The 22271-nt window shown below is 51.6% G+C and carries 20 protein-coding genes; 10 read left to right on the top strand and 10 right to left on the bottom strand.

The window, feature by feature from the left end; all coding sequences use genetic code 11:
- Window positions 1-65: 65 nt before the first annotated feature.
- Window positions 66-1256 carry a PepSY-associated TM helix domain-containing protein gene (locus NP590_RS11535; protein WP_256602538.1) on the bottom strand — a complete coding sequence of 397 codons (1191 nt, stop codon included), beginning with the start codon at window positions 1254-1256 and terminating at the stop codon, window positions 66-68.
- Between the two features lie 131 nt (window positions 1257-1387).
- Complete coding sequence (locus tag NP590_RS11530) at window positions 1388-3778, bottom strand: TonB-dependent siderophore receptor (protein ID WP_256602537.1); 2391 nt, start codon at window positions 3776-3778, stop codon at window positions 1388-1390.
- A 286-nt stretch (window positions 3779-4064) separates the two neighbouring features.
- On the opposite strand from NP590_RS11530, the gene NP590_RS11525 reads away from it, so the two are divergent.
- The 6 genes from NP590_RS11525 to NP590_RS11505 all read left to right on the top strand — a co-directional run bounded on the left by NP590_RS11525 (window position 4065) and on the right by NP590_RS11505 (window position 9680).
- Window positions 4065-4394: a ribbon-helix-helix domain-containing protein gene (locus tag NP590_RS11525; protein ID WP_256602536.1), complete on the top strand. Its 330-nt coding sequence runs from the start codon at window positions 4065-4067 to the stop codon at window positions 4392-4394.
- Window positions 4381-4737, top strand: a complete 357-nt coding sequence (locus tag NP590_RS20600) for a type II toxin-antitoxin system RelE/ParE family toxin (protein ID WP_371927296.1) — start codon at window positions 4381-4383, stop codon at window positions 4735-4737. The genes NP590_RS11525 and NP590_RS20600 overlap by 14 nt, the downstream gene beginning before the upstream one ends.
- Window positions 4738-5039: 302 nt before the next feature.
- Window positions 5040-5837 carry a hypothetical protein gene (locus NP590_RS11520; RefSeq protein ID WP_256602535.1) on the top strand — a complete coding sequence of 266 codons (798 nt, stop codon included), beginning with the start codon at window positions 5040-5042 and terminating at the stop codon, window positions 5835-5837.
- Window positions 5834-7822, top strand: coding sequence for a patatin-like phospholipase family protein (locus NP590_RS11515; protein ID WP_256602534.1), 1989 nt, complete (start codon window positions 5834-5836; stop codon window positions 7820-7822). The genes NP590_RS11520 and NP590_RS11515 overlap by 4 nt, the downstream gene beginning before the upstream one ends.
- Before the next feature lie 149 nt (window positions 7823-7971).
- Window positions 7972-8958, top strand: a complete 987-nt coding sequence (locus tag NP590_RS11510) for a HipA domain-containing protein (protein ID WP_256602533.1) — start codon at window positions 7972-7974, stop codon at window positions 8956-8958.
- Window positions 8958-9680 (top strand): HIRAN domain-containing protein, encoded by a 723-nt coding sequence (locus NP590_RS11505; RefSeq protein WP_256602532.1) that lies wholly within the window; start codon window positions 8958-8960, stop codon window positions 9678-9680. The genes NP590_RS11510 and NP590_RS11505 overlap by 1 nt, the downstream gene beginning before the upstream one ends.
- Before the next feature lie 438 nt (window positions 9681-10118).
- On the opposite strand, the gene NP590_RS11500 is transcribed toward NP590_RS11505, so the two are convergent.
- The 3 genes from NP590_RS11500 to NP590_RS11490 form a co-directional block, all read right to left on the bottom strand.
- Window positions 10119-11087, bottom strand: a complete 969-nt coding sequence (locus tag NP590_RS11500; RefSeq protein ID WP_256602531.1) for a FecR family protein — start codon at window positions 11085-11087, stop codon at window positions 10119-10121.
- 17 nt (window positions 11088-11104) lie between these two features.
- Window positions 11105-11623, bottom strand: coding sequence for an RNA polymerase sigma factor (locus NP590_RS11495; protein WP_256602530.1), 519 nt, complete (start codon window positions 11621-11623; stop codon window positions 11105-11107).
- Between the two features lie 486 nt (window positions 11624-12109).
- Entirely contained in the window at window positions 12110-12517 is a 408-nt protein-coding gene (locus NP590_RS11490; protein WP_256602529.1) for a DUF2750 domain-containing protein, read from the bottom strand.
- Window positions 12518-13075: 558 nt separating this feature from the next.
- On the opposite strand from NP590_RS11490, the gene NP590_RS11485 reads away from it, so the two are divergent.
- The gene (locus NP590_RS11485) at window positions 13076-13282 is read left to right on the top strand and encodes a hypothetical protein (RefSeq protein ID WP_256602528.1); all 207 of its coding nucleotides are present in this window, start codon (window positions 13076-13078) and stop codon (window positions 13280-13282) included.
- Window positions 13283-13380: 98 nt separating this feature from the next.
- On the opposite strand, the gene NP590_RS11480 is transcribed toward NP590_RS11485, so the two are convergent.
- Window positions 13381-14142, bottom strand: a complete 762-nt coding sequence (locus NP590_RS11480) for an ATP-binding protein (protein ID WP_256602566.1) — start codon at window positions 14140-14142, stop codon at window positions 13381-13383.
- Between the two features lie 346 nt (window positions 14143-14488).
- Here NP590_RS11480 and NP590_RS11475 point away from each other — a divergent pair, with 346 nt between their 5' ends.
- The 3 genes from NP590_RS11475 to NP590_RS11465 all read left to right on the top strand — a co-directional run bounded on the left by NP590_RS11475 (window position 14489) and on the right by NP590_RS11465 (window position 17533).
- Window positions 14489-15406, top strand: a complete 918-nt coding sequence (locus NP590_RS11475; RefSeq protein WP_256602527.1) for an MlaA family lipoprotein — start codon at window positions 14489-14491, stop codon at window positions 15404-15406.
- 169 nt (window positions 15407-15575) lie between these two features.
- A complete protein-coding gene (locus NP590_RS11470) occupies window positions 15576-16091 on the top strand; it encodes a hypothetical protein (protein ID WP_256602565.1) in 516 nt (171 codons plus the stop codon).
- A 362-nt stretch (window positions 16092-16453) separates the two neighbouring features.
- On the top strand, window positions 16454-17533 hold the full coding sequence (locus tag NP590_RS11465) for a lytic transglycosylase domain-containing protein (protein WP_256602526.1): 1080 nt from the start codon (window positions 16454-16456) through the stop codon (window positions 17531-17533).
- Between the two features lie 38 nt (window positions 17534-17571).
- Here NP590_RS11465 and NP590_RS11460 read toward each other — a convergent pair whose 3' ends face one another.
- The 4 genes from NP590_RS11460 to NP590_RS11445 all read right to left on the bottom strand — a co-directional run bounded on the left by NP590_RS11460 (window position 17572) and on the right by NP590_RS11445 (window position 22071).
- Window positions 17572-18300 (bottom strand): response regulator transcription factor, encoded by a 729-nt coding sequence (locus NP590_RS11460; RefSeq protein ID WP_256602525.1) that lies wholly within the window; start codon window positions 18298-18300, stop codon window positions 17572-17574.
- Window positions 18293-19903, bottom strand: a complete 1611-nt coding sequence (locus NP590_RS11455) for a sensor histidine kinase (protein ID WP_256602524.1) — start codon at window positions 19901-19903, stop codon at window positions 18293-18295. Before NP590_RS11455 ends, NP590_RS11460 begins: the two co-directional genes overlap by 8 nt.
- A gap of 129 nt (window positions 19904-20032) precedes the next feature.
- Window positions 20033-20608 carry a hypothetical protein gene (locus NP590_RS11450; RefSeq protein ID WP_256602523.1) on the bottom strand — a complete coding sequence of 192 codons (576 nt, stop codon included), beginning with the start codon at window positions 20606-20608 and terminating at the stop codon, window positions 20033-20035.
- A gap of 14 nt (window positions 20609-20622) precedes the next feature.
- Window positions 20623-22071 (bottom strand): sensor histidine kinase, encoded by a 1449-nt coding sequence (locus NP590_RS11445; RefSeq protein ID WP_256602522.1) that lies wholly within the window; start codon window positions 22069-22071, stop codon window positions 20623-20625.
- Between the last annotated feature and the right edge of the window lie 200 nt (window positions 22072-22271).

Raw genomic sequence — 22271 nt, 5'->3', positions numbered from 1 at the left:
ATCGGTTTTGCCTTCAGACCTATAAGACGAACGAGGACCGGAAAAGCCGCAATATTTTTTCCGCATTAGGAAAGCGGCGACCGATGACGCCGGCGTTTTTTCAACCAGATCAACAGGCCGGTTAGCGACAGCATCGTTATCGCCATGCCCAACAGACAGACCAATATTTTGTAGGGCATGCCCCAGATATTGGCGGTATGCAGAGCCAACAACCAACTGGTAATCGTGTTGCCGCTGTATTGACCGGTGGCCAGCAAGACCTGTTTGACGCTGCCGTTTTCGGCATCGACCACGACGCGGGTATTGCCCCCGCGTTCCTGAATATCCGCGCTACTTCTGACATCGTAAACGTAAAAGCCCTTGGCCCGGTTGATCCAGAAACCGCTGGGGCCATGCACGATTATGCCTTGCTCCAGACTCAAGCGATTCAACGCCGATTCAGCAATCTCCCGCGCTTGTCGCCAGCCGATTCGGCCTTGCTGTAGGGGTTGCGGTAGATCGGGGAAGTCGGTCCAAGGCTGATGGTACTCGCCGAGCGATTTCATGAGCTTGTCGTAGACGCCGCTCAGGTTCATATAGACGCTGGACCAGGCGAATATCAGTAACATCGGCCAGAACCACAAGCCGCCGGCGCGGTGCAGATCGTAATTGATGCGGGTTCCGGATGCCGACCACTTGACCAGCCAGGCCGCTTGCCACCGCCGCCGATAGCTTTTTCCCGGCGGATTGTGTGCCGCGCGATGGCTGCCGGTTGCCGGCAAGGTCAGATAAAACCCCACAAAGCAATCCAGCGTCCAGAGCAAGGCACTTACGCCTAAAATCCAGCCGCCGAGTTCATCCAGGGCCAAGGCGTAATGCAGGCGGTATATGAAAGGCATCAGGTTGTCGATTCCGTGCGACAGATCGGTGCTGGATCTTCGGCCCAGCAATTCGCCGTTGTAGGGGTTGAATATCAGTTGGTCGTAAGCCGCGGGGGCCGCCGATCTGGGCGATACCGTCACTATCGCCGCCGTATCGCCGATCCATGCGGCATCGGCCCTGACCGCCGAGTCGAGATTTTCGGCGGTTTCCAGCAAGTTTGCCGGATCTACCGGCTTGCCCGATTGGGCGCTGACAAAGAAACCGGGATTGATCGCGGTATCCAGTTCCTTGAAAAAGGCCAGCATACTGCCGCTTAAGCCGACCACGATCAGGAATGCCGTGAGCGCCAGGCCGGTATAACGATGCGCAAGCACCCAAAAATGGCGAATTTTCATAAAATTAAGTTAATCGTCGGGTTAAAGATAGCGCTGGACAAGCCGTTCACGGTGCGCGAGTGATTCGTTTGCATGGCGGATTGGCCGGTTCATCGCCCCATGTTTTTCAAGGGGGGCGTGGACCATCGGCCTTAATATTCCAACTTCAACGATCCCAACGCGGACAGCGGCGCGCCGACGTTGGCTGTCGGCAGCCAGGATGTCGAACCGGTGAAATATTCCTTGTCGAGCAGGTTGTATACGTTGACTTGCGCGGTCAGACGGGTTTTACCGAGAGAAATCACGTAAGCCGCCATCGCATCCAGCCTGGCATAGCCGGGCAATTGGAAGCTGTTACCGCTGTCGCCTTCGCGCTTGCCGACCACGACGCCGCCAAGACCGACCTTGAATTGCTCGGTGAATTGGTAAGTGCCCCAAAGGCTGGCCTGATGTTCGGGTACATTCAACAGGCGTTTGCCTTCCAGGCCGCCGGCGTCCTTTGTGACCCGAGCGTCGGTGTAGGCATAGGTGCTTACCAGACTAAAGTCGTCGGTGATCCGGCCCTTGATATCCACTTCGATGCCCTGGCTGCGCGCTTCGCCGATGGCGATTTGATCCTGCGGATCCGGCGTGGACAGATCCGCCGTCAGCAGTTTGTCCTTGGTCAGATGATAGTAGGCGAGCGATGTGGACAGGCGTTGGTCGAAAAATTCGGTTTTAAAACCGATTTCGTATTGCTCGGCGGTTTGCGGCTGGAAGGTGCCGCCGGTCAGTGCATTGCGGCCGTTGTTGGAGCCGAATGATTCGACGTAGTTGCCGTATACCGACAGCCATTCCCAAGGCTGGTACAAAATGCCTACCCGGGGGGTGAATTTGTTTTCGTGCTGCATGGCAAAGCCGGCCTGGGTGGCTTCCCAGGAGGTATCGCCGAAGCCGCCGTAACCCGCCATGTCGTAACGGCCGCCGCCCATGATATGCAATTTATCCCACAGGGTAATCTGATCCTGGAAGTAGACGCCATACCAGTCGTCCCTGGAGCGCCAGAACCAGTTTGGCGCGATGGACCGGACGGCGGCGAGGTCTATGGTGTCGTAGCGCGGGTTGTTGATGTCGAAGTTTGAATTGATCGGGTCGCCCCAATCGCTGGAGGCGAACATATTGTCCGGCATGTCCTGGTTGAAGAAGAACCAGTCGCCGCCCACCAGCATATTGTGTTTCATTCCGAAGGTGTCGAATTTGCCGCTTAGATCCAGGCTGGTGCCGTATGAGCGGCGGTTGGCGGTGCCGGTGATGACCCAGCGTCCGAGTGTGCGGCCGTCGCCGTTCACTCTATCGTTCGGGCCTGGGCCGCCGAATACGATGTCGGTTTCGTCCCATTGGAATTTATGCCGGATGGCCCAGTCGTCGTTGAATTTGAAGCTCCAGTCCGCGTAAACCAGGGTGTTATCCTGGCTGGGTCTGAAAGCCGGATCGCCGGTGAATAAAGTGCGCCGACCGCTAATCGGTCGGTTGCCCGATACCGGCACGCCGTAGTCGTCCATATAGTTGTCGTGGCGTTTTTCCAATTCGAAATTGGCTTCGAAACGGTCGCTGGGGCGCCAGGTTAGTTTTGGGGCGATGAAAATACGTTCATGCTCGACGATGTCCCGATATGAGTTGCCGGTATCGAATGCGCCATTGAATCGATACAGCAGGGTTTTATCCCGGTCCAGCGGGCCGGTCGCATCCACGCTGGTGCGAAATTCGCTGTAGGAACCGAACTGTTGTTGCAGCGAATAATAAGGCACATCCAGTGCTTTTTTGGTGACGTAGTTGATCATGCCGCCCGGTTCCAAGCGGCCGTAAAGCACGGCGGCCGGACCTTTCAAAACCTCGATTTGTTCCATGTTGGAAACGTCGAATTTACCCATAGAGCGGCGGAAACCGTTGCGGTAATTGTTTTCCCCGGAACTGAAGCCCCGCACGATAAAGCTTTCGTACATGTCGGCGGTGCCGTAGGAACGTTGTATGCCGCTGACGTTATTGATGACCGCGTCCTCGAAGCGGATAGACTGTTGGTCGTTCATGACGGATTTAGGCACGACCTGAATCGATACCGGCGTTTGCATGATGGGCAGGTCCGTTTTGGTGGCCGTGGAGGCGTTCGGCCGGTTGTAATTAACGTTGTACGGATCGTCGGCATCGTATTGCGCCTTGCCTATTACCTTGACGGCCGGTAATGTCGAAGCGTCGCCTTCCTGTTCGGGAGCCTTGATTACCACCGAATCCATGGAAGAAAAGGAATAACTCAAGCCGGTACCTTGCAACAATATGGTGAGTGCCTGGTGCGCGCTGTATCGGCCGTTGACCGGATGACTGATTTTGCCCTTCGCCACTTCATTGACCAGAAAAGGCTTCAAGCCGGTTTGTTCAGCAAGGCTTTCCAGGGCCGCCGGCAGCGGCTGAGCGGGTATGTGGATGGCAAAGTTTTTTTCCTCGGCGATACCGACGCTGGAACCGATGAGCAATGGAGTGGCAAGCAACAGTGGGCGTAACGAGAGCATCATTTCTCCTTAAATTTTAATGGTCGCCCGTATAAGATCGATTTACCCCCTTAAAACACCTCAAAAAGTTGCAAACTTTTTTCGCATAACCCCGCCGGCTCATGGAAATGTTTTGTAATGCTCTGATAATTAATGGTATTGCTGTAATTGTTCGGCAATCATGACGGATGCGCGGGGCTTATCCACCCTGCGAGCTGGAACTTGTATTGTGGAATAGGTTTATCGACTCAGAAAGCCTTGTATATCGGTAACGGGCAGGAGATAGCTACCAGAAAACGTAGGTTTTTTGGACGCTGTATTTTGTTTTATGTGGTGCGAAATTGGTGCTATATTGGTGCATAACCTGTTTTTGAAAGGTCAGACCATGGTAAGACAAAGCATATCCATATCGGAACCCAACGACGAATGGTTGAAAGCCCAAGTGGCCAGTGCAGAGTACAGCAGTAAGAGCGAGGCGATTAACGATCTTATCCGGCAGGCACGGCGGCGGCAGCTTGAAATCGAGCATATTCGTTCTGAACTGATTAAAGCGGAACAGAGCGGTTTTATCGACGAGCAGCCGGACGAATTATTGGCCAACTTCAAGGAAGAAGCTCGGCAAGATGGGCTCTTATAAACTTTCGAAAAAAGCCCGCGCCGATTTGAAGAGAATCTGGTTATACGGCGTTAAAACGCACGGTAATCAGCGAGCCGATCAATATCATCAAGGGATGCTATATCGTTTTGCACACATCGCTGAACAGCCATATTTATATCAGGCGGTTGACTCTATCCGTGCCGGATACAGGCGGCACCGACAGCATTTATTACCGGATCAATGGTGGCACAGTCGAAATCATGACTATTTTAGGTCATCAGGATGCGGAAGATTGGCTATAACAAGCAGTCGTGCCACCAGTCGCCATTTAATCATTGGGAAGTTCGGTACCACACAATCCCGAAATGCGCGTTTGACCTAATCAGCCTCTGCGGATACTGGTTTCTTCTGAAAGAAGACGTTCCGGAATGTCTGTTTTCATGCTCCGCGAATCGTTGCTGACGACCCATTGCACGCAATCGCCCCATCTGGTTCAATGACTGCAGTTTCAACATAACCCGCCATTAATACCTCTAACCAATGGTATGCAAAATGCTCAAATATTCACCAATCGATAAACATTTATGTGAAAGTGAACTTTCCGGTTTATTGCTTAACTACCTCCTTTCTTGCTCGTGCACAATGAGGTGAAGTTAGTTCAGATTATTGATAACAGCAACTGACATGACAGAATGCTCAGGTTTGCCAGCCATTGAAGTTTATCGACTCCCCACAGGGCGCGATCTACATCTCGATATTTGTGACAACGAGAGATTTTTGATCTCCGCAGCCCAGTATTTGCAAGAATGTTTCGATGATTTGTTATGTAAAGACGAGTTGCTGTCCAACTATATTCACCAGATGCAATCTCTCGGACTAGAGGCGGTCATATTTGGTGGCTGGGCTCGTGATCGACTCGCTGAGCTTATTAATAATCGCCACCATACTTCCCGAGACATTGACTTAGTAACGCATGGCTCGGTATCGGTTGAACAAGCGTTACCCAGTTCAGCGATTCGTAACCCATTTGGCGGATTTGGAACAGAGGCTTCCAGTATCCATCTCGATTCGTGGGACTTACCCAAAACATTTCTTATTAGGCGGCATCGACTTCCCGTCACATTTGAACAACTACCTTTAACAGCTGACTACAACGTTAACGCGGTCGTATTTAAGCCTATGCAATTTTTTCATCATGCAAGTTTGCTGGATTCCGGAGCAGTTTCTTCACTACAGACACGGGTGCTCGACTTTGTTGCAGACGAGGTCGCGCAACCACTTTTTCAGGCGGCTAGAGCAATTATATTGGCGGTGCGACTGCAGTGCGAACTCTCCGATACCGTACGAGATTTCCTCGTCTCAGTGTGCAATACAAACGAAAGAAGGCAAGTGGTGGTAGACGGTATTCGTACTTATTGCATATTAGATTTGACGGACTCAGCCATCTCCTTTTTTGAATCAGTTATGGAGGACAGCCAGTGACCGATTCAGGCTACGATCGTGGTCCCATGATTACCACATACTTCACACACTGTTGGGCAGCATTCGAAGGCGGTGGCGTTCGAGCTGCGGCGCACGCAGGTGCTTATGAGGCAGCACGCGAAGCTGGTATAGCTTTTGGACGAGTGGCGGGGACTTCTGGTGGCTCCATCGTAGCGGCACTGATCGCTGCCAATGCATCTCCTAAGTACCTCAGTGATCTTTTACTGAGGACGGATTTGTCCCGGTTCCAGTCTGCGGCTGATTCTCGCGACTCTGTATTTGCCGAGCGTACCTGGAAGCTTAAGCTTTTGAAATGCATTACCTGGGGCAAGCTGAGAGTCTTTGCTAAGGTGGCACTAAATTCCGGACTCTACAGCTCAAAGCCTCTCGAAGACTGGATGGAAGATAATCTGAAAAATTTGGTAGCTCATCTGCGAGCACCTGGCGAGACTGGACCAATAAAATTCCATGAACTCACCTTACCACTTCATATCGTCGCGACTGATTTGACGACCGGCAAACCAAAGGAGTGGTCTAAAGAAAAGACACCGGATGAAGCGGTAGCGTTTGCAGTGCGTTGCTCTTGCAGCATCCCTTTCTTCTATCAAGCGGTCGATAACAAGCAGTCTGTATTGGTGGATGGTGGAGCTGTTAGCAACCTCCCTTCATTTGTCTTCACTGAGCTACTTAATTCAGGAGAAGGGCGCTCGGTGCTCTCGCGTGTGCTCGCTTTTCGTTTGATTGAGGATGCAAATACTCGCAAGGGTATCTCAGATCTAGCTGATTTTGCTGGCCGTTTATCAAATGCTGTAATTGATGGTGCGTCCTACATTCAAGCGATCCTTCAACAAAACACATATGTCATTCCAATACCTACTGGGTCGATAAAGTCGACCGATTTTGTGGGTGTTGGCGAAAATGAGAAACTTCAACTACATAAAGCAGGGATTGATGCAGTCAGGAGTTTCGTAAGTCACGAGCGTATCTACGTTCGCTCTAGTACGTCAGCACCGTTATTCCGGGGTTTCGATGAAAAGATGCTGATGTTGGTACAGGAGCTACAAGAGTGTAGCCAGGTTTTTTTCGCAGTCGGAACGTCGATGTATTGGGTGGATTTTATTTTCCCAACACTCTTGTCCGTTGCAAGGCGTGGTGTTCAAATTGTTTGCGTGACATCACAACCCGAGAAGCTGGATGAAAAGCGTCGACAATGGCTATTGTCAGGTTTGGGAGCCGATATAGTATACAGGCTGGGGGAGCTCAAGCCGAGATTCGACGGATTCGTCTTTGATGTGGGCACAGATAAGGCGAGTGCGATTTTGACCACTTTTGATAGCAATGTCGATACCCCTAATTCATATGCTCAGGAGTCGGTTCGTTTCTACTCTCATGATGGCGACCCTGCTATTCTAGAAATGCTGGCAGAGAGTCTCACTGGTCATTGGACACAGAAGCCAAACTCCAAAAGGTCTCTACCCTACGAAAGGATATCAGATCTAGAACTATTCAACCGACTTAAGAATGTCCATCAGTACGCTCAAGCAAAGTTTAAGCTTGCCGATGTTGAGGTATCCGACAAGGTTTTAGTTTTGCAGGAGGCGGTGAAGGAGTTCAAGCTTCTCCAGATAAAACAGCATATTCAGGATTTAAGGGCAAACAGCTGTGACCTGTTTGAAGTCAACCAAGTTAAGCTACTCAATGATTCGGGTACAATAGTTACTCCGCCAGTACTAGAGCGTTTGAACGCAGACACGCTAGTTCTGATTGACGGCAATACGAGGTTCTTCCATTGTTTGGCTTCGGGTGTGAAGTCTGTCCGAGCAGTGATTGTAGAGGACGTAATTGCAAAACTACCTGCTCAGCATCCAAAGCCTTTGTCTTCGCTTCGCTTGATTTCGTCCACTACTACTTTGGCAGATAATTACCGAAATGTTGAGAGATCGCTTTTTAGGAAAATTGAAGAGGCAGTGCACCCTTACGATTAGGTTTGATGGATTTTGCACTGCTGTTCATTCTCAATGCGTATTATTAACAATTAATAACATAATCAGAGCTTTGGCGCTTATTGTTTTTGAAGATCGAATAAAGTGTATTACAAGTCCGTTAGTTTTAAGAATTAGAAAATTAAGCTTGTATGGGACGTGAAGGTCAATGGATTGATCAGCCGGTCAATCAAACAATCGACATTGCTAACTGGAAGGGGGATGATGAATTTGAAATTTATCCAGAGGGTGCACGTGATAAGTCACTTCTGATAAGTCCGAGTCAACCTGGATATGATTTTCTGATTCCGGGTCATCGGTATTTATTCAAGCATTCTTTTCAGAAGGGAAAGCGGTGTCATCCGGATCAATACTGGGCGGAAATCGTTGCCTATCGAATTGGTTGTATGTTGGATGTGCCCGTGCCACCGGCTTTTGTTGCTTATGATAGTGACAATAACGTTTGTGGCGCCTTAATAGAATGGTTTTTGAATTACCCCGATCAGCCAGAAGAGAGGCGGGTTCCTGGTGGTGATATCATGGTGGACATGATTCCAGGTTATGACCGTAAAAGGGGTAAGGAGCATAATTTTGTTACCATAGCTCGTTATTTAGCGGTTGTAGATAGAAATTTTTCATTTGAACACAATTGGCTAATTTTCTGGTGCGATATGCTCTTGTTTGACGCCATAATCGGTAACACAGATCGCCATCAGGACAATTGGGAATTGCTATGGAACCAAGTGCTAGCTAGACACGTCAGAATGTCGCCTGTTTTTGATAATGGCACGAGCCTTGGTTATGAAATATTGGAATCGAAAATGGATGACTTCTACCAACCAGATAAAATGGCGGCCTACATCAGAAGAGGTAGACACCACCTTCGCTGGCAGTCAAAAGACGAACTACAATGCCGGCACGTGGACCTCATACTGGACTTAGCAGTAAAATTTCCAACGTTGAAAGGTCGTATCAGAGAAAAACTGGCTTTATTTGATCCTGATCGATTACGTTCTATCATGGAAAATTGCAGGCAATACTCCTTACCGGTTCCATTAACCCAAAAACGTGCTGATTTTATTAGTCATTTAGTTATATCGAGACAAAGAACTATTGAAGCAGAAGTAAACCAACTGTAATGAATCTGATACGCCATATTCACCAACCAAGCCGTTTGTTATTGGTTTGGCAATCGCCAGAAGGCAAATCTCGGAAAAGATTTGTCATTGGTGAGATATGCCTGATCAATGGTAATTGTGTGTTTCGCTATTTGCCCAATACCGACGATTTTACCAATGCTTGTGCCGAAGGATTTATGTGCTATCCCGCATTTCGCAAGCTAAATCAAGAATACAGCGAGAATATTTTAGAGACATTTTTGCGTCGAATACCTCCTAGAAGACGTGGCGATTTTAATAAATATCTTGAGCAATGGCGACTGGCGCCCGATGCAGTTATATCTGACTTTGCGTTGCTTGGTCACACAGGAGCAAAATTGCCTAACGATGGCTTCTCACTAATCAATCCATTTGATGGTGTTAGTGCGCCGCATGAGTTTTATATTGAAGTGGCTGGCTTCCGTTATCAGAAAGCCATTTCTTTAGAAGATATTTCAGTTGGAATGCCTGTTGTTTTCGCTGTCGAGCCGGAAAATGAATATGATCATCAAGCTGTGAGAATCGAGGTTACAGGCAGAAAAATTGGATATGTAAATAAAGTTCAGAGTCCTGCCTTCGTTCGTTGGTTGGATAGCGATATAGTTGCTGGCGTAATTGAACGTATTAATGGAACCGAAGATCGGCCTTTGATTTATATCTATGGACGAGTTAGTTCTAAACTTACTAATCGGATTGCGGCTTAATAAAGCAGATAGGGATTGTATCGCTGGTAGCGTTAGAATCGCTTTTGATTTCATTGGACTACCGAACTAATGATTGAAGGACTGCTTACTGCTTAAATAGCGACATAACCGGAAATTCTTGAATGTCTCAAATTGGCCGGCTGCCGCCGATGGCCAGTGACATATTTCATTTGCAAATAATGTCGGTTTGAACGCCCGCTATTTGCGTTTAATCCTGGTCTAAAATTGCCCTGATCGCTGGTTTACGGGTTTTTGACTGCAGGTTGCTACAGTTTGGTATTTGCTTGCGATTGCCGACAGTGCGGCGTCAAGGAACGATGCGTAGTCGCGAACCTGTCCTGGCGAAGCGCGAACATGCGTCGGTTCCAGCCTGACTTTTCGGTATGAAAATGTTTGCCGGCCCATGGCTTTAGGCCTACACCCCAAAGCCTTGCGGCGCTATTTCGCCTTGCTGATTAGAAACTGCCCGGCTCGCTGTTGTTTGATATTGAGATGCATGCCTTGCGATAAGGTGTTCAGCGTTTCATTCAGATCGGTGGTCGAAAAGCGGCCGCTGATCACCAAGTTGGCGACCGCCGGCTCCAGCACGTTGAATTCCGCAAGGTGATAGCGCGCAAGTTCCCGCAATACCTGGTGTAAACGCTGATTTTGAAAGATCAAAACTCCGGAACGCCAGGAGCCGGTCGTTTCGGCGTTAATCTCGGTCTTTTCGCCGGCACGACCTGAATTCTCGATACTGCCTTGTTGGTTAGCCGTTAAGCGTAGCGCTTCGCCGTTGGCCGAAGCGAGCGCCACTTCGCCTTCCAGCACGCTGACCGTGGTTTTATTGGCATCGGAATACACATTGAATTGAGTGCCGATGTCCCTGATTTGTGCATGCGTCGTCACGACTTCGAACGGTTGCCCGGGATTGTGATGAATAGTAAACCAGGCTTCTCCCCGCTTCAGCCAGGCCTTGCGCCAACCGAACAGATCGGCCACGCGGATGTCGCTATCCGTGTTGAGTTTAATCGAACCGCCGTCGCTCAGTTCGATGTCGGTCGTTTCGCCCCTGGCGGTTTGGTAATGCCGCGAACTCAGTTTGAGTGCCCAATCGGGTTGAAACGCGCTCAAGCCGACCAGCGCGACAAGCGCCAACAGCGACACATTCCGTATACGGCGACCGGATTGCGCTTGTTTGGCAAAGCGCCGGGCCTCCTTGATTTCCGATTCGCCGACCGAGGACAACAGTCCGAATTGATCCCAAAAATATTGAATCGTATTGAAGGCCTCGACATTTTCCGGAGAGGAGGCCAGCCATTGTTCAAAATCCCGCCTGACTTGCGGCGGGCAGTCGCGTTCGCCAAGTCGGGATTGCCAGCGTATGGCTTGTTTTTGTGCCTTGGACAATGCGGCGGTGTCTGACATGCGATTCCTCAAGCGACTCAGCGTGACGGGGTATTGCCTCTTCGGCGCATGGAAGCCGCCACGCAACTTTCCATCGCCGCAACAAAGTGGCGTTCGACCGTGGCTCTGGAAATACCGAGCATTTTGGCAATTTGCGGATAAGTGAGCCCATCGATGCGGTGCAGAAAAAACACGTTTCGTTGCATGGCCGGCAATTGTTTTAACACTTGTAGGCATAGATGCAGAATCTGTTCATGATGCAGGGCCATTTCCAGCCCCGGAGTCTTGGAGGGTAGACTGTCCAGTTCCTCGCAGTCCTCGTGGTATTTGGCGATGATCTCCAGCCTTCGATTATGCGCGTTCAGCAGATTGTTGGTGATTTTATAGAGATAGGCCCGATGGTTGCCGATGCCGCCGGGCTCCGGATGGTTCAGCAGTTGTAAAAACGACTCCTGAACCAGATCGTCGGCGACGTTACCGGCTCGTTGCGTGGCATAGTGGAGTAATTCTTTATTATGTTTCCGGAACAAATTGTCCAACAAGCCATTGATATGCATATCGATAATGCCTGGAGCGCCGCAATTGTTGTTTGTTGATCTTGAATGGGGTTGCCGATCACTCCCTTGGCTTGCCGACCTTGCGGCCCTCAAATAGGTTGTTCTCAGTGGGGACTTTTAAAGCAATTAAAGTACCAATTGCCGGGATGTGCTCGCGCCTTTCTGCTTGCCTGTGATAACAATCTTATTAAATCAATAATTTGGCATGCATTGAAAAGCGCTATACAGCAGGTGCGCGGGCGGCCCGCCAGGTGAGACGGGCAAGTTTTGGAGAAAAACCATGGCATATGACCTATTTTGATCCAGGGAAATGCGGGATATGCAGGATCAAACGGAGCGCAATTTTTCCGCCTAACGATCATGAAGCCGCTGCATCGCCCGGCCCATGAAAGCAGCACTAACAAGGTGCGATTGCATGCCGGACAGGACGCCGTGAATACGTCCGTGTAGGCTCGAAGGCGGCGTCCTTGCCGCCAACGCCTGTCCTCAATCCTCCAAGGTGTATTCCCCCGAATGCATGGTGCCTTCAAGAATAGTCAGCAGGCGTTGCGGCGAAATCAGACAGCCCTTGCCGGTGCTTCTGGGCATGATTTCTATCGTCAAGCCTTGGCGGGCCGAATTATTCAGGGTGCGATAGATAAAAAACTCCATGGCATCGGCGGCGGGTTTAAGGTGTTGCCATTCGCCGATGGCGGCTTCGGCGGCAAAGCGCTTGAACGGCCATACCGGCAGGGTTTGCATGCCATCGATGTTTCGTGTCATCCATTGCGGGCCGTCTTTCAAGCCCCAGACTTCGTCGGTTTCCAGAATGCGGTACAAAAAATATTCCAGTAACTCTTCATCCGTCATGGTCGGGACTGCGTCGTATTCGTCTTGATAGGGTTCGTAGCGCATGGTCGATTGCTTTGTGTGGTTTGGAAAAGCAATTACCTGCAAATAACACACCATCACTTGCGGGCGGGCAGGGCGCAACGCTCGCGGCGGAAGCCCGGGCCTTGCCGTAAACCTCTCCGCTGCTCGTGGCGGAGCGATGCTGCCAGCGGATGACTTTGGTTCCGCCCACAACAACTTCCGCATTCCGCTCCCTCTGCCAGCGGGATATCAACGGGGAAGTTATTAGGGGCGGAATCCTTGGCAAGTTATCGTTTTATACGCCCTCTTTTTGGCCTTATCCCGAACGGAGAAGGGCCGGTGTCGAACTTTGCGACACACTGCGAGGGCCGGGAGACGATCCGCTGCCTACCGCGTCCCGCGCGGGACGATTGGTATTTAGCGTTTTAGGTTGGTACGCGTTTTGCCCGGTAGTTTTTTGCCTTGGAAAATCGGCTGAATCGGCGGTTTTTCTGTCATTTTCACCACATTATTGCCGCGCAATGTGTGATGAGCGACAGATGCGGGAGCCGGGTTCGCCGCGATTCGAGGCTAAACCAATTCAATCAAGAGGAATTCATTATGGCCGAGTTTTATGTAGACACTACCGCCCAAGGCAATGGGGAACACATCGTGCATTTTGCGACTTGCGAGTCGCTGCCGCCCAAGGAAGCCAGACTCTATCTGGGGTCTATCGCCAGTTGCGGCAGCGCGCTGAAAAAAGCCGCGGAAAAGTTTAAACCCGTCAATGCCTGTCCTCGGTGCGCTGCCGCTTTCCATACCGCCTGATGCATTTTTCAACCCGGAGTCGGCGTCCTCGATTCGCCGCCTCCGGGTTGAGCGCTTTTACCCGCGCTTGCCCGAAAGGTTTGGTTGCTTATTCCAAATCAGTTATTTTGATTGTAGCTATTGAAAAACTGCCGGGCGGTGCGGCCGTTTTTGCCGGCGTTTTGATGGGCGAAATCCAGCGCCGCTTTATGCAATACGGCCCGGTCGCCGGCAAAATCGGCAAAATAGCTGTCCACGATGTCCAGGTAGGTGGGGGTGGGTTGCGGATAAAACGCCAGCCGCAAGCCGAAGCGGTCGGACAGCGAAATTTTTTCTTCGATGGTGTCTGAATAATGCACTTCGCCGTCGATCAATTGGGTATCCAGATTGTCGCGCATCTGCTCGGGCAGCAAATGCCGGCGGTTGGAAGTGGCATAAAACAGCACGTTTGCCGGCGGCGGTTCGATGGAACCTTCCAGCACGCTTTTCAGCGGTTTGTATAGGGTATCGCCGTTATCGAAAGACAAATCGTCACAATAAATAATGAAGCGTTGCGGCAATTCGCGAATCTCGTCGACAATTTCCGCCAGATACAGCAAATCCTGTTTGTCCACTTCTATGATACGCAAGCCCCGATCGCGATAGGTATTCAACAAGGCTTTCACCAGCGAAGACTTGCCGGTGCCCCTGGCGCCCCATAGCAGGGCGTTGTTGGCCGCTTGCCCGCCGATAAAGCGTTCCGTATTGGCAATCAATTGCTGTTTCTGCGATTCAATGCCCAAAAGTTGTTCCAGGCGTATGGGATCGGTTTGCTGCACGGGGCGCAAAAAAGCCTGGCGTTGGCGCCAGATGGCGGCATAAGTGGTGTTCCAGTCAATCATGGTCATGGCTAAACAGGATAGAATAAAAGGGAGGTCATGTCGGTCTGGCGAGTTTATAACAAAGTTTTCACGATACCGACATCGGATAAACGTCTATTCTTTCCCGCGAACCGCCGGCCAAGTCGGTTGGTAAACCTCTAAATCGGCGATATGCCTTTACCCGGCTGACAAAGTGGCATGAAAAGGGTAAAGTGCCGACCTTAAAATATCGAATCGAAACTTTATGCGTATTTTGCCGTCATGTCTTTGCGTAAAATTTTAACTACTCAAAACACTTAATCAGCAGGAGTTGTAAGAAATGTTTAACCGAATTTGTCCAGACAAAGGCCTATCCCTATCGGGCCGAATGTTTTTAGTTGCGGGCGCATTGACGATGGCCGGTTGCGCGAGCACCGGAAATCATGCGGAAACTTCGGCGGAACAGGCCGCCGCGATGACCGGTCGGGCCGACCCGTTTGAGGGCTTCAACCGCTCCATGTACGCCTTTAACAGCGGATTGGATAAATATTTCCTCAAACCGGTTTCCGACGGCTACAAGTGGGTTACGCCCGACTTTATGGAAACCGGCGTGAGTAATTTTTTCAGCAACTTGAAGGGCATTAACGTTGTGTTGAATGATCTTTTGCAAGGCAAATTTCAACAAGGCGCCGCCGATGCCGGCCGCTTTCTTACCAATACCACTATTGGTGTCGGCGGCTTGATCGACGTGGCTAGCCAGTTCGGCTTGGAAAACAATATCGAGGATTTTGGACAAACGCTAGCGGTTTGGGGAGTGGATGAAGGGGCTTATCTGGTACTGCCCATCATCGGTCCCACAACGTTGCGCGACGGCGGTGGCTTGATCCTAGACAAGGCCGCGAACCCGGGTACTTATGTTCCGGGTACCAGTGTTCTCGAAGGAATCAGCGACCGCGCCAATGCGGAAGGCGCCTTGAATTTCATCAATGAGGCGGCATTGGATCCTTACGTGTTTACCCGGGAATCCTTTATGCAATACCGTCGCCATTTGGTCAATGACGGCAAAACCGACCAGGGCCACTATGAATGGGAGGCCGATGTGGCCATGGACGAGGTTGACGATAATACGGCGGCCGCCAAGGCCGAGGGCAGCGAGGACATAAGCGTGAGCGGCTCCGAAGAGCAAACGGTGGCGGATGCCAAGGCGTGGCGTTCGGAGGCATTTGACGACATGCTTAAATCCTACCAGCAAGCCTCTATGAAAATGGACCGCTTGAGCCAAGGCAAGCTATCGATTAGAAACTAGGTAGGCTGCTTGCCGTATAACCCTTCAAATTGGTGAGGTACAAAAATATCGAAAAATAGGAGTGGCGGTGAAAATAACTTGTATCGATTCGATATTTATATATAATCATCTCAAATCCGCCGGATAATTTTCACACCCCAAGGGAACATTTCCAGGCGGATTTTTGGCGATGGCGATTTCAATAATCGCCATCTCAATCCAAGCCGGCAATCCGATTGCTTGTTTTTGGCAGCTTCATAAAGCTGAATCTTCGGGGATTGGCATGATTAAAGAAAATTTTGATTTGCTTGTTGTTGCATTGCTTGCGTTATCCATCGCCATGTACGACGCGGTAATGGATCTGTGTTTAAACTTACTACACCTGCTTTTCGGCATACTCCACATCCTCTACGAATGGCTGGAGTTGGGTATAGAGCACGGCGTCGAGCATTTGTTTCATACCTCCCGCCACGGCAGTCAAATAATCACGTTTTATATTTTGCTGTCGATAGGCGCTTTGTTGTTGCTTTGGCTGTATCGATTGTTGCCGGGGCTTTGGCGACAATTTACAGGCTCTGTCCGCCAAGCCTGGGAACGCCGCAAGACTGAATGCTTGATTTACTGGTTGTCCTTGCCGTTAAGCAATAAGTTGAAATTGATTTCCACGGCGGGTATTTTCTTCCTGGCCTCTTACGTGGCGATGTAAAGCGTGCCGTCATGCGGCTTCAATAAGTTCAAGCAATCCGCATTCCCCCGTTGCGTCACGCAATGCCGTCCGCGGGCAGGCCGGCCGGCAAGGCAAAATTCACGGGCGATTTTTCCGCGCTAATACCCAGCCGCCCGCAATCGATGCATGGCTGCATTGAGCGAGTCGAATTCAATTAAGGGCCTAGACCTACGCCGGCCTTGTCGATTGCCGGGATCGGGTTAAAATAAGCGCTGCAAATACAAGTACAAATGTGATGGTCTTCACGCTTGTTCTAAGCTGAACGATTAAATGAGCGCTATTCTATTATCCTCATCCGATCCCGAATCACCCCATGCCGCCGAAGCCGCTACGACAAGACCATGAATCGACTGATTTTAAAAGTATCGTTTTTACCTGTTCTGTTGCTCCTGTTGAATGGTTGCGGCAGCAATCAGGCCAACTATAAGCGGGATAAGCCGGTCAGTTACCGGAGCAGTCCGCCGCAAACCCAAGCTTACCGGCCTAATGTCAACAAAGCGCCGACGGCCAGTTACGCCGGGATTTTTCCCAAGCCGGCCAGTTTGGAACCGGCGGTGGATTTTTGGCGCAAAACTTACGCGGTGTGGCAACGCTCGGAAGTGGCTTATCACGACGACCGCTTTCTGGATGTGGTCTACGAGGTTATGCCCTTGCCGGGCTACGTGGCGGAAGGCTTGACGGCGGAACAGAAGCTGGCGATGAATAGCCGGCGCGATTTTTGGAAATCCCGTCTGGCCGAACTGGATAGCAAGCTGCGTTATAACGCGGCCCTTAACGCCGCCGACCGGCAGTTGATTGCCAAACTGGAGAGCAGCGGCCGGCCTTTAAACAGCATTTTACCGGGAGCCGCCGACAGAGTCAGAGCCCAGCGCGGTACCAGGGAACGTTTCAAGCGCGGTTTGGAAATCAGCGGTCAATACGATTTGCAGTTTAGGCAAATCTTTCGCAATGCCGGCTTGCCGGAGGAATTGGCCTATTTGCCGCATGTGGAGTCGTCATTTCAGCCGGCGGCCCGCTCTTCCGCCGGCGCTGTCGGTATGTGGCAATTTACCAAGGCCGCCGCGCAAACCTTTATGCCGGGTAGCGACAAAGTCGATCAGCGCCTGGATCCGTTTGCCTCGGCCAACGGCGCGGCCCGCTATCTGACCCATGCCTACAAAAAACTGGGGAACTGGCCGGCCGCCGTGACTTCCTACAATCACGGCATAGGCGGGATGAAGCGGGCTCAGGACAGTATGGGCGAGGATTTCATGCGCATAGTCGATCAGTACGACGGCCCGGCTTTCGGGTTTGCCTCCAGGAATTACTATGCGCAGTTTCTGGCGGCGCGGGAAATCGCCAACAATCCTGAGCCTTATTTTCGCGAAGGCATACGCTATGAGGCGCCGTTGAATCCCGGGCAATATCTGGCCGCCGAATAAGCCGGGCGCGGCGGCCCCGGACTGGTTAGATCGGGCCGTCAGGTGGCGTCCATTTTATAGCCGTAGCCGCGCACGGTTTTCAGCAGCTTCAGTTCGAAATCGTCGTCGATCTTGCGGCGCAGCTGGCGGATGTAAACATCCACCACGTTGGTCAGCGGATCGGCGCTATAACCCCATACCTGCTCCAAAATCCGGGTGCGGCTCAACACCTTGCCCGGCATGCGCATAAAGCATTCCAGCAAGGCGAATTCCTTGGGCGTCAGTTCGATGTTGGTGTCGCCGCGGCGGACTTCGTGAGTGTCCACGTTCAGTTGCAGATCGGCCAATTGCAATTCCTTCGAGTCCAGCTTGATTTCGCCGCTGCGCCGGCGCATCAACACCTCGATTCGCGCCAACAATTCTTCGAAGGCAAAGGGCTTGGTCATGTAGTCGTCGGCGCCGGAGCGCAAGCCGGTGACTTTATCCTGCACCGTGTCGCGGGCGGTCAGCATCAGAATCGGCGTGTCGACGCCTTGTTTGCGCAGGCGTTCGCACACCTCGCGGCCGCTGATATCCGGCAATCCCAAATCCAGAATAATTGCCTGAAATTGGCTTTCGCAACCCATGGCAATGGCATCCTGGCCGAAACGCGCGACTTCCACCGCATAGCCTTCGGCTTTGAGGCCGCGTTCGACGAAATCGGCAATCCTTTTATCGTCTTCCACTAACAGGATGCGCAGAAAACCGAAGTCGCTGTGCTGGTTGGATTTGGCGGGGAGCTCATTCATTGGAATCTTGATTCTCGTCTGTGGAAATTAACGGCAGCTTGATGGTAAAGGTGGTGCCGGCATTTTCGCCGCTGTCGACACTGATTTGTCCGCCATGCGCCTTTAAAATGGATTTGGCCAGGGGCAACCCGAGTCCGGAACCGTCATCGTGTAAACGGCGGGCGTTCTCGCTGCGAAAGTTGCGTTCGAATATTCGTTCCAGATCCTGGGAAGGGATACCTATGCCCTGGTCTGAAATACTGATGTAAACATCTGTTTCATCCAGCCAGGTGTTAATTATGATCCGTCCGCCCGGTTTTGAATAGCGGCAGGCGTTATCGCCCAAGATAAACAGTACCTGACGCAGACGCAGTTTATCTCCGAACAGCCAGACCGATTGATCGAGGGGCGTGAACGACAGGCTGATGGCGCTTTCTTCCGCCATTACCCGGAAATCCTCCAGGCTGCTGGCTAGTAACTCGGAAAGGTCCAGTTCATGCCAGTCGAATTGCAGATTGGCGGTTTCGGAGCGGGCCAGAAACAGCAGGTCGTTGACATATTTACCCAACTGCATGGACAAGTCCAGGATGCGTTGCAGGGTATCCTTATATTCGTCCGGGTCGCGCTGCGATCCGCGCAGGGTTACTTCGGCTTCGCCCCTGATTACCGTGATGGGCGTGCGCAGTTCATGGCTGATATCCGCCAGGAATTCGCGCCGTTCGGCATCCATGCGTTTCAGGGCTTGATTTAATTGTTGCAATTCATGCGTGCGTTCGGCGACGCGGTTTTCCAGCTCCGCCCGGCCTTGGCGCAGTTTTTCCTGCTGTACGCCCAGCTCAATAGCCATTTTGTTGAAATGGCTGGCAAGATAGGCAAACTCATCCCGGCTGTTCAAAATGATGCGGTAACTCAAATTGCCGGAGGCGATTTCGTTGGTGCCTTGCATCAGGGCTTCCATGGGGTTCTTAACCCGCCTGAGCAGGAATATGCCGCCGGTGAGGCTGAAAATCGCCGCAACCGCCGCTGCCAAAGCAGTCACCCAGCGCGATTGGACGATCAGGTTTTCCAGCTCCTGCTTGGCTTGCGCGGCCTTGGTACGCTCGACGTGAATGGCCGCATCGATCAGCGGCTGAAATTTGCTGTCGATTTCTTCGTCGGAAAATTTGGATAACGCTTGCAAGGCCTCGTTTCTTTTGCCTTGCTCGCTTAGGTGGCCTACTTCGTTGAAACGGTATTCGCTGGCATCCAGAAACGCGGTCAGATTGGCTACCCGTTCCAGTTCCGCCGCCTTATCCTGGTCCATGGCTTGTTTGTCCGCTATCGGCGCCGGCTCTTTTACCGCGTGCTCCCTGAGCGCCCGCATGGCTTCAAGTAAACCTTGCTTGGAGCTAGCCAGATCGGCTTCAGCCTTACCGCCGCTGGTCACCAGCCTGTCCATTTGTTGCTTGAAGTAACGGTAGGCTTCCTGCGACAGGTTTTCGTAGCGGTCGAATGCCTCAAACGCGGTTTGACTGCGTTGAAAATGGCCGGCTACCTGATTGGAACCCCAATACATGATGCCGTCCAACAGCAACACGAAACAGAACGAAATTGCAATCACCAAGGCCAGACGGAAGCGGAACATACGGTTTAAGCGCTCACTGCAAAAAAGATTGGATTCCGCCCAAAATAACTTCCGTATTCCGTTCCCTCGCCCTCCGTGAGAGGGTTAGAGTGTGGGATATCAATAGATAAGGGATTAAGGACGGAGTCCTTAGTTGCTTTCCACGCTTTCATCCAGTTGTTTTTCCATGGAGCGGATGGCCTCGAGCTTTTCCCGCAACAAGCGATTTTCGGTTTGTTTCGGTTCCGTGGCATCTTTGGCTTCCAGGGCGGTTTTGGCTTTTTTCTGCTTTTGTTGCACCGCGCCGATTTTTTCGGATTGGCGCTGCAGACGTTTGAGTGCCTGGACATGGATGGCGATCAGCCGCTGTACCCGGACGTCTGACGCATAAGCCGGCGCCATGGTCTGGACGCCTTCCAGAATATCGGGAATATCGCCGCAAGTGTCCGACAACAACCTGCCGACCATCAGATGTAACTGTTTACCGTCGGACGGCGATATTTTTTGGGTGTTAAGCAAGGATTTACATAACTCGGCCCTGTCAGCTTCCGCCATGCCGGCCATGCTGGCGCCGAAAGCCAGCAGTTCGTCAATGCCCGATTGTGCGTAGGGATCGTAACGGTTTTGCGCGTCTCGATCGGAACGGGAATTAAAGCCCGCGCAACCGGCCAGCAGCAACATGGTTAACACTAAGCAGAATAAACGCGCGGGGTATGAAAATAGCATAAAAATTCCTTGCCTCATTCGGCAATATCCAGCGGAATCCGGACTCTGACCCGGGCGCCGAAATAGTCCAGTCTGGGGTCGATAAATTCTACTTTACCTTGATGGTGGGCGACGTACTCGCGCACCATTGCCAATCCCAAACCGTGGCGTTCGCGGTCGCCGGAGCCGGAGCGGTAAAATGGCTCAAAAACATGCAGGCGTAGCTCGGGCTCGATACCGGGGCCGTCATCTTCTATTTCCAATTCCATGTAATCGCCACTATCCCGCAGCATGACGCGAATCTCACCGTTTTCCGGCGAAAACTGAATGGCATTGGCGAGCAATTCCCGCGTGAAGTCTCGGAATTGCTCCGCCACACCGGTAATTTTTAGCGGTTTGAGCAGTTTTCTCACCCTGATGGCCTTGGCTTGCAAGGCGGTGTGCAAACTTTCCAGCTCTGTTTCCAACAGTTCGCGCATGTCGACGAGACTCATGTCTTGCGCCGACGGGGCGGCCTGGATCATGCTGTATTTTAACAGCTGTTCGGAGACGGTTTGCAGCTTGTCGACACTGGCTTCCACCTGTTGCGCAAGGTCGGTTTCCGGATTACCGGGCATTTGCTCGTCCGGCGCGTTCAAGTGTTCGGCGCCTTCGCGGATATGTTGCAGAGGTTGTTCGATTTCGCGGGCCAGGTTTTGCATCAGTTGTTGCTTGGACGATTCCAGCGCCATCAAATGCGTGCGCAACCATTCCAGACGCTCGCCGAGCGAATGCAAATCGGCGGGTCCCGTGACTTCTATCGCTTGCTCCAGTTCGCCCGAGCCCAGGCGGCGTATGGCCGCGTCCAGTTGTCGCATGGAACCGGACAGCACCGCCAACAGGCCGGTCACCAAAGCGCAGGACAGTAACAGCAAAACCGCGCCCTTGATCAATAAACCCTGTTCCAGCGCCTCCGATAACTGGCGCAATTCGTTAAAGGTGTGTTCGACGTGGTTTTCGAATTCGCGCGACAAAACAGTGGACGATTCCCGAAAGCCTTGAAAGGCTTCATCGATGGGTAATTTAAAGGTTTGTTCGGTTTCCGAGCCGATGATTTGCTGATAAATCAGGTTTTCCTTTTCGGATAATTCGTTCACCAGCAGGGCTATCTTGTTGTCCACGTGCAGTTTCAGCAGGTCGCTCAAGGCCTGTTTAAAGGATGCCCGCGCCGCTTCGTAGGACTCCCGTTCATAGGGTTGCCGCAAGCCGGGGTCGGACAACAACACGAACAAGCGAGCCTTGCGCTCGATATCCGATGATTTTTGCAGTACCAAGCGTATGGTTTTGGTTTGTTCGAATACCTGCGAATTGATGACTCTGCCGAGTTCGGCGGTTTCCCTCAGTCCGTATGCCGCGTAGATGACGCCCAAAAACAGCGGAATCACCGCGGTGGCGAAACCGAGTACGATCAGCGATTTCAAAGATAACAGAGTCTTATATTTCATCCACACACAACTAAGGAAAAAAAGCGGCGGTACCGCCGACAAATTCGGAATTCATGAAAATTTAACAGAAAAATTGAGCTTGACCGGAACTTGATGTTGGTATCGATACGATGAGGCGGCAGACTTAAAACCGTTTTTTTTAGGCCCGGCATGGTTTGGTGCTAAAAGTGTTTGGCAGGTTTGAAGTTTATGGCGTTACC

It is taken from the genome of Methylomonas subterranea, from assembly GCF_024505185.1.
Classification (GTDB): domain Bacteria; phylum Pseudomonadota; class Gammaproteobacteria; order Methylococcales; family Methylomonadaceae; genus Methylomonas; species Methylomonas subterranea.
This window is presented reverse-complemented; position numbering and strand designations above follow the sequence as displayed.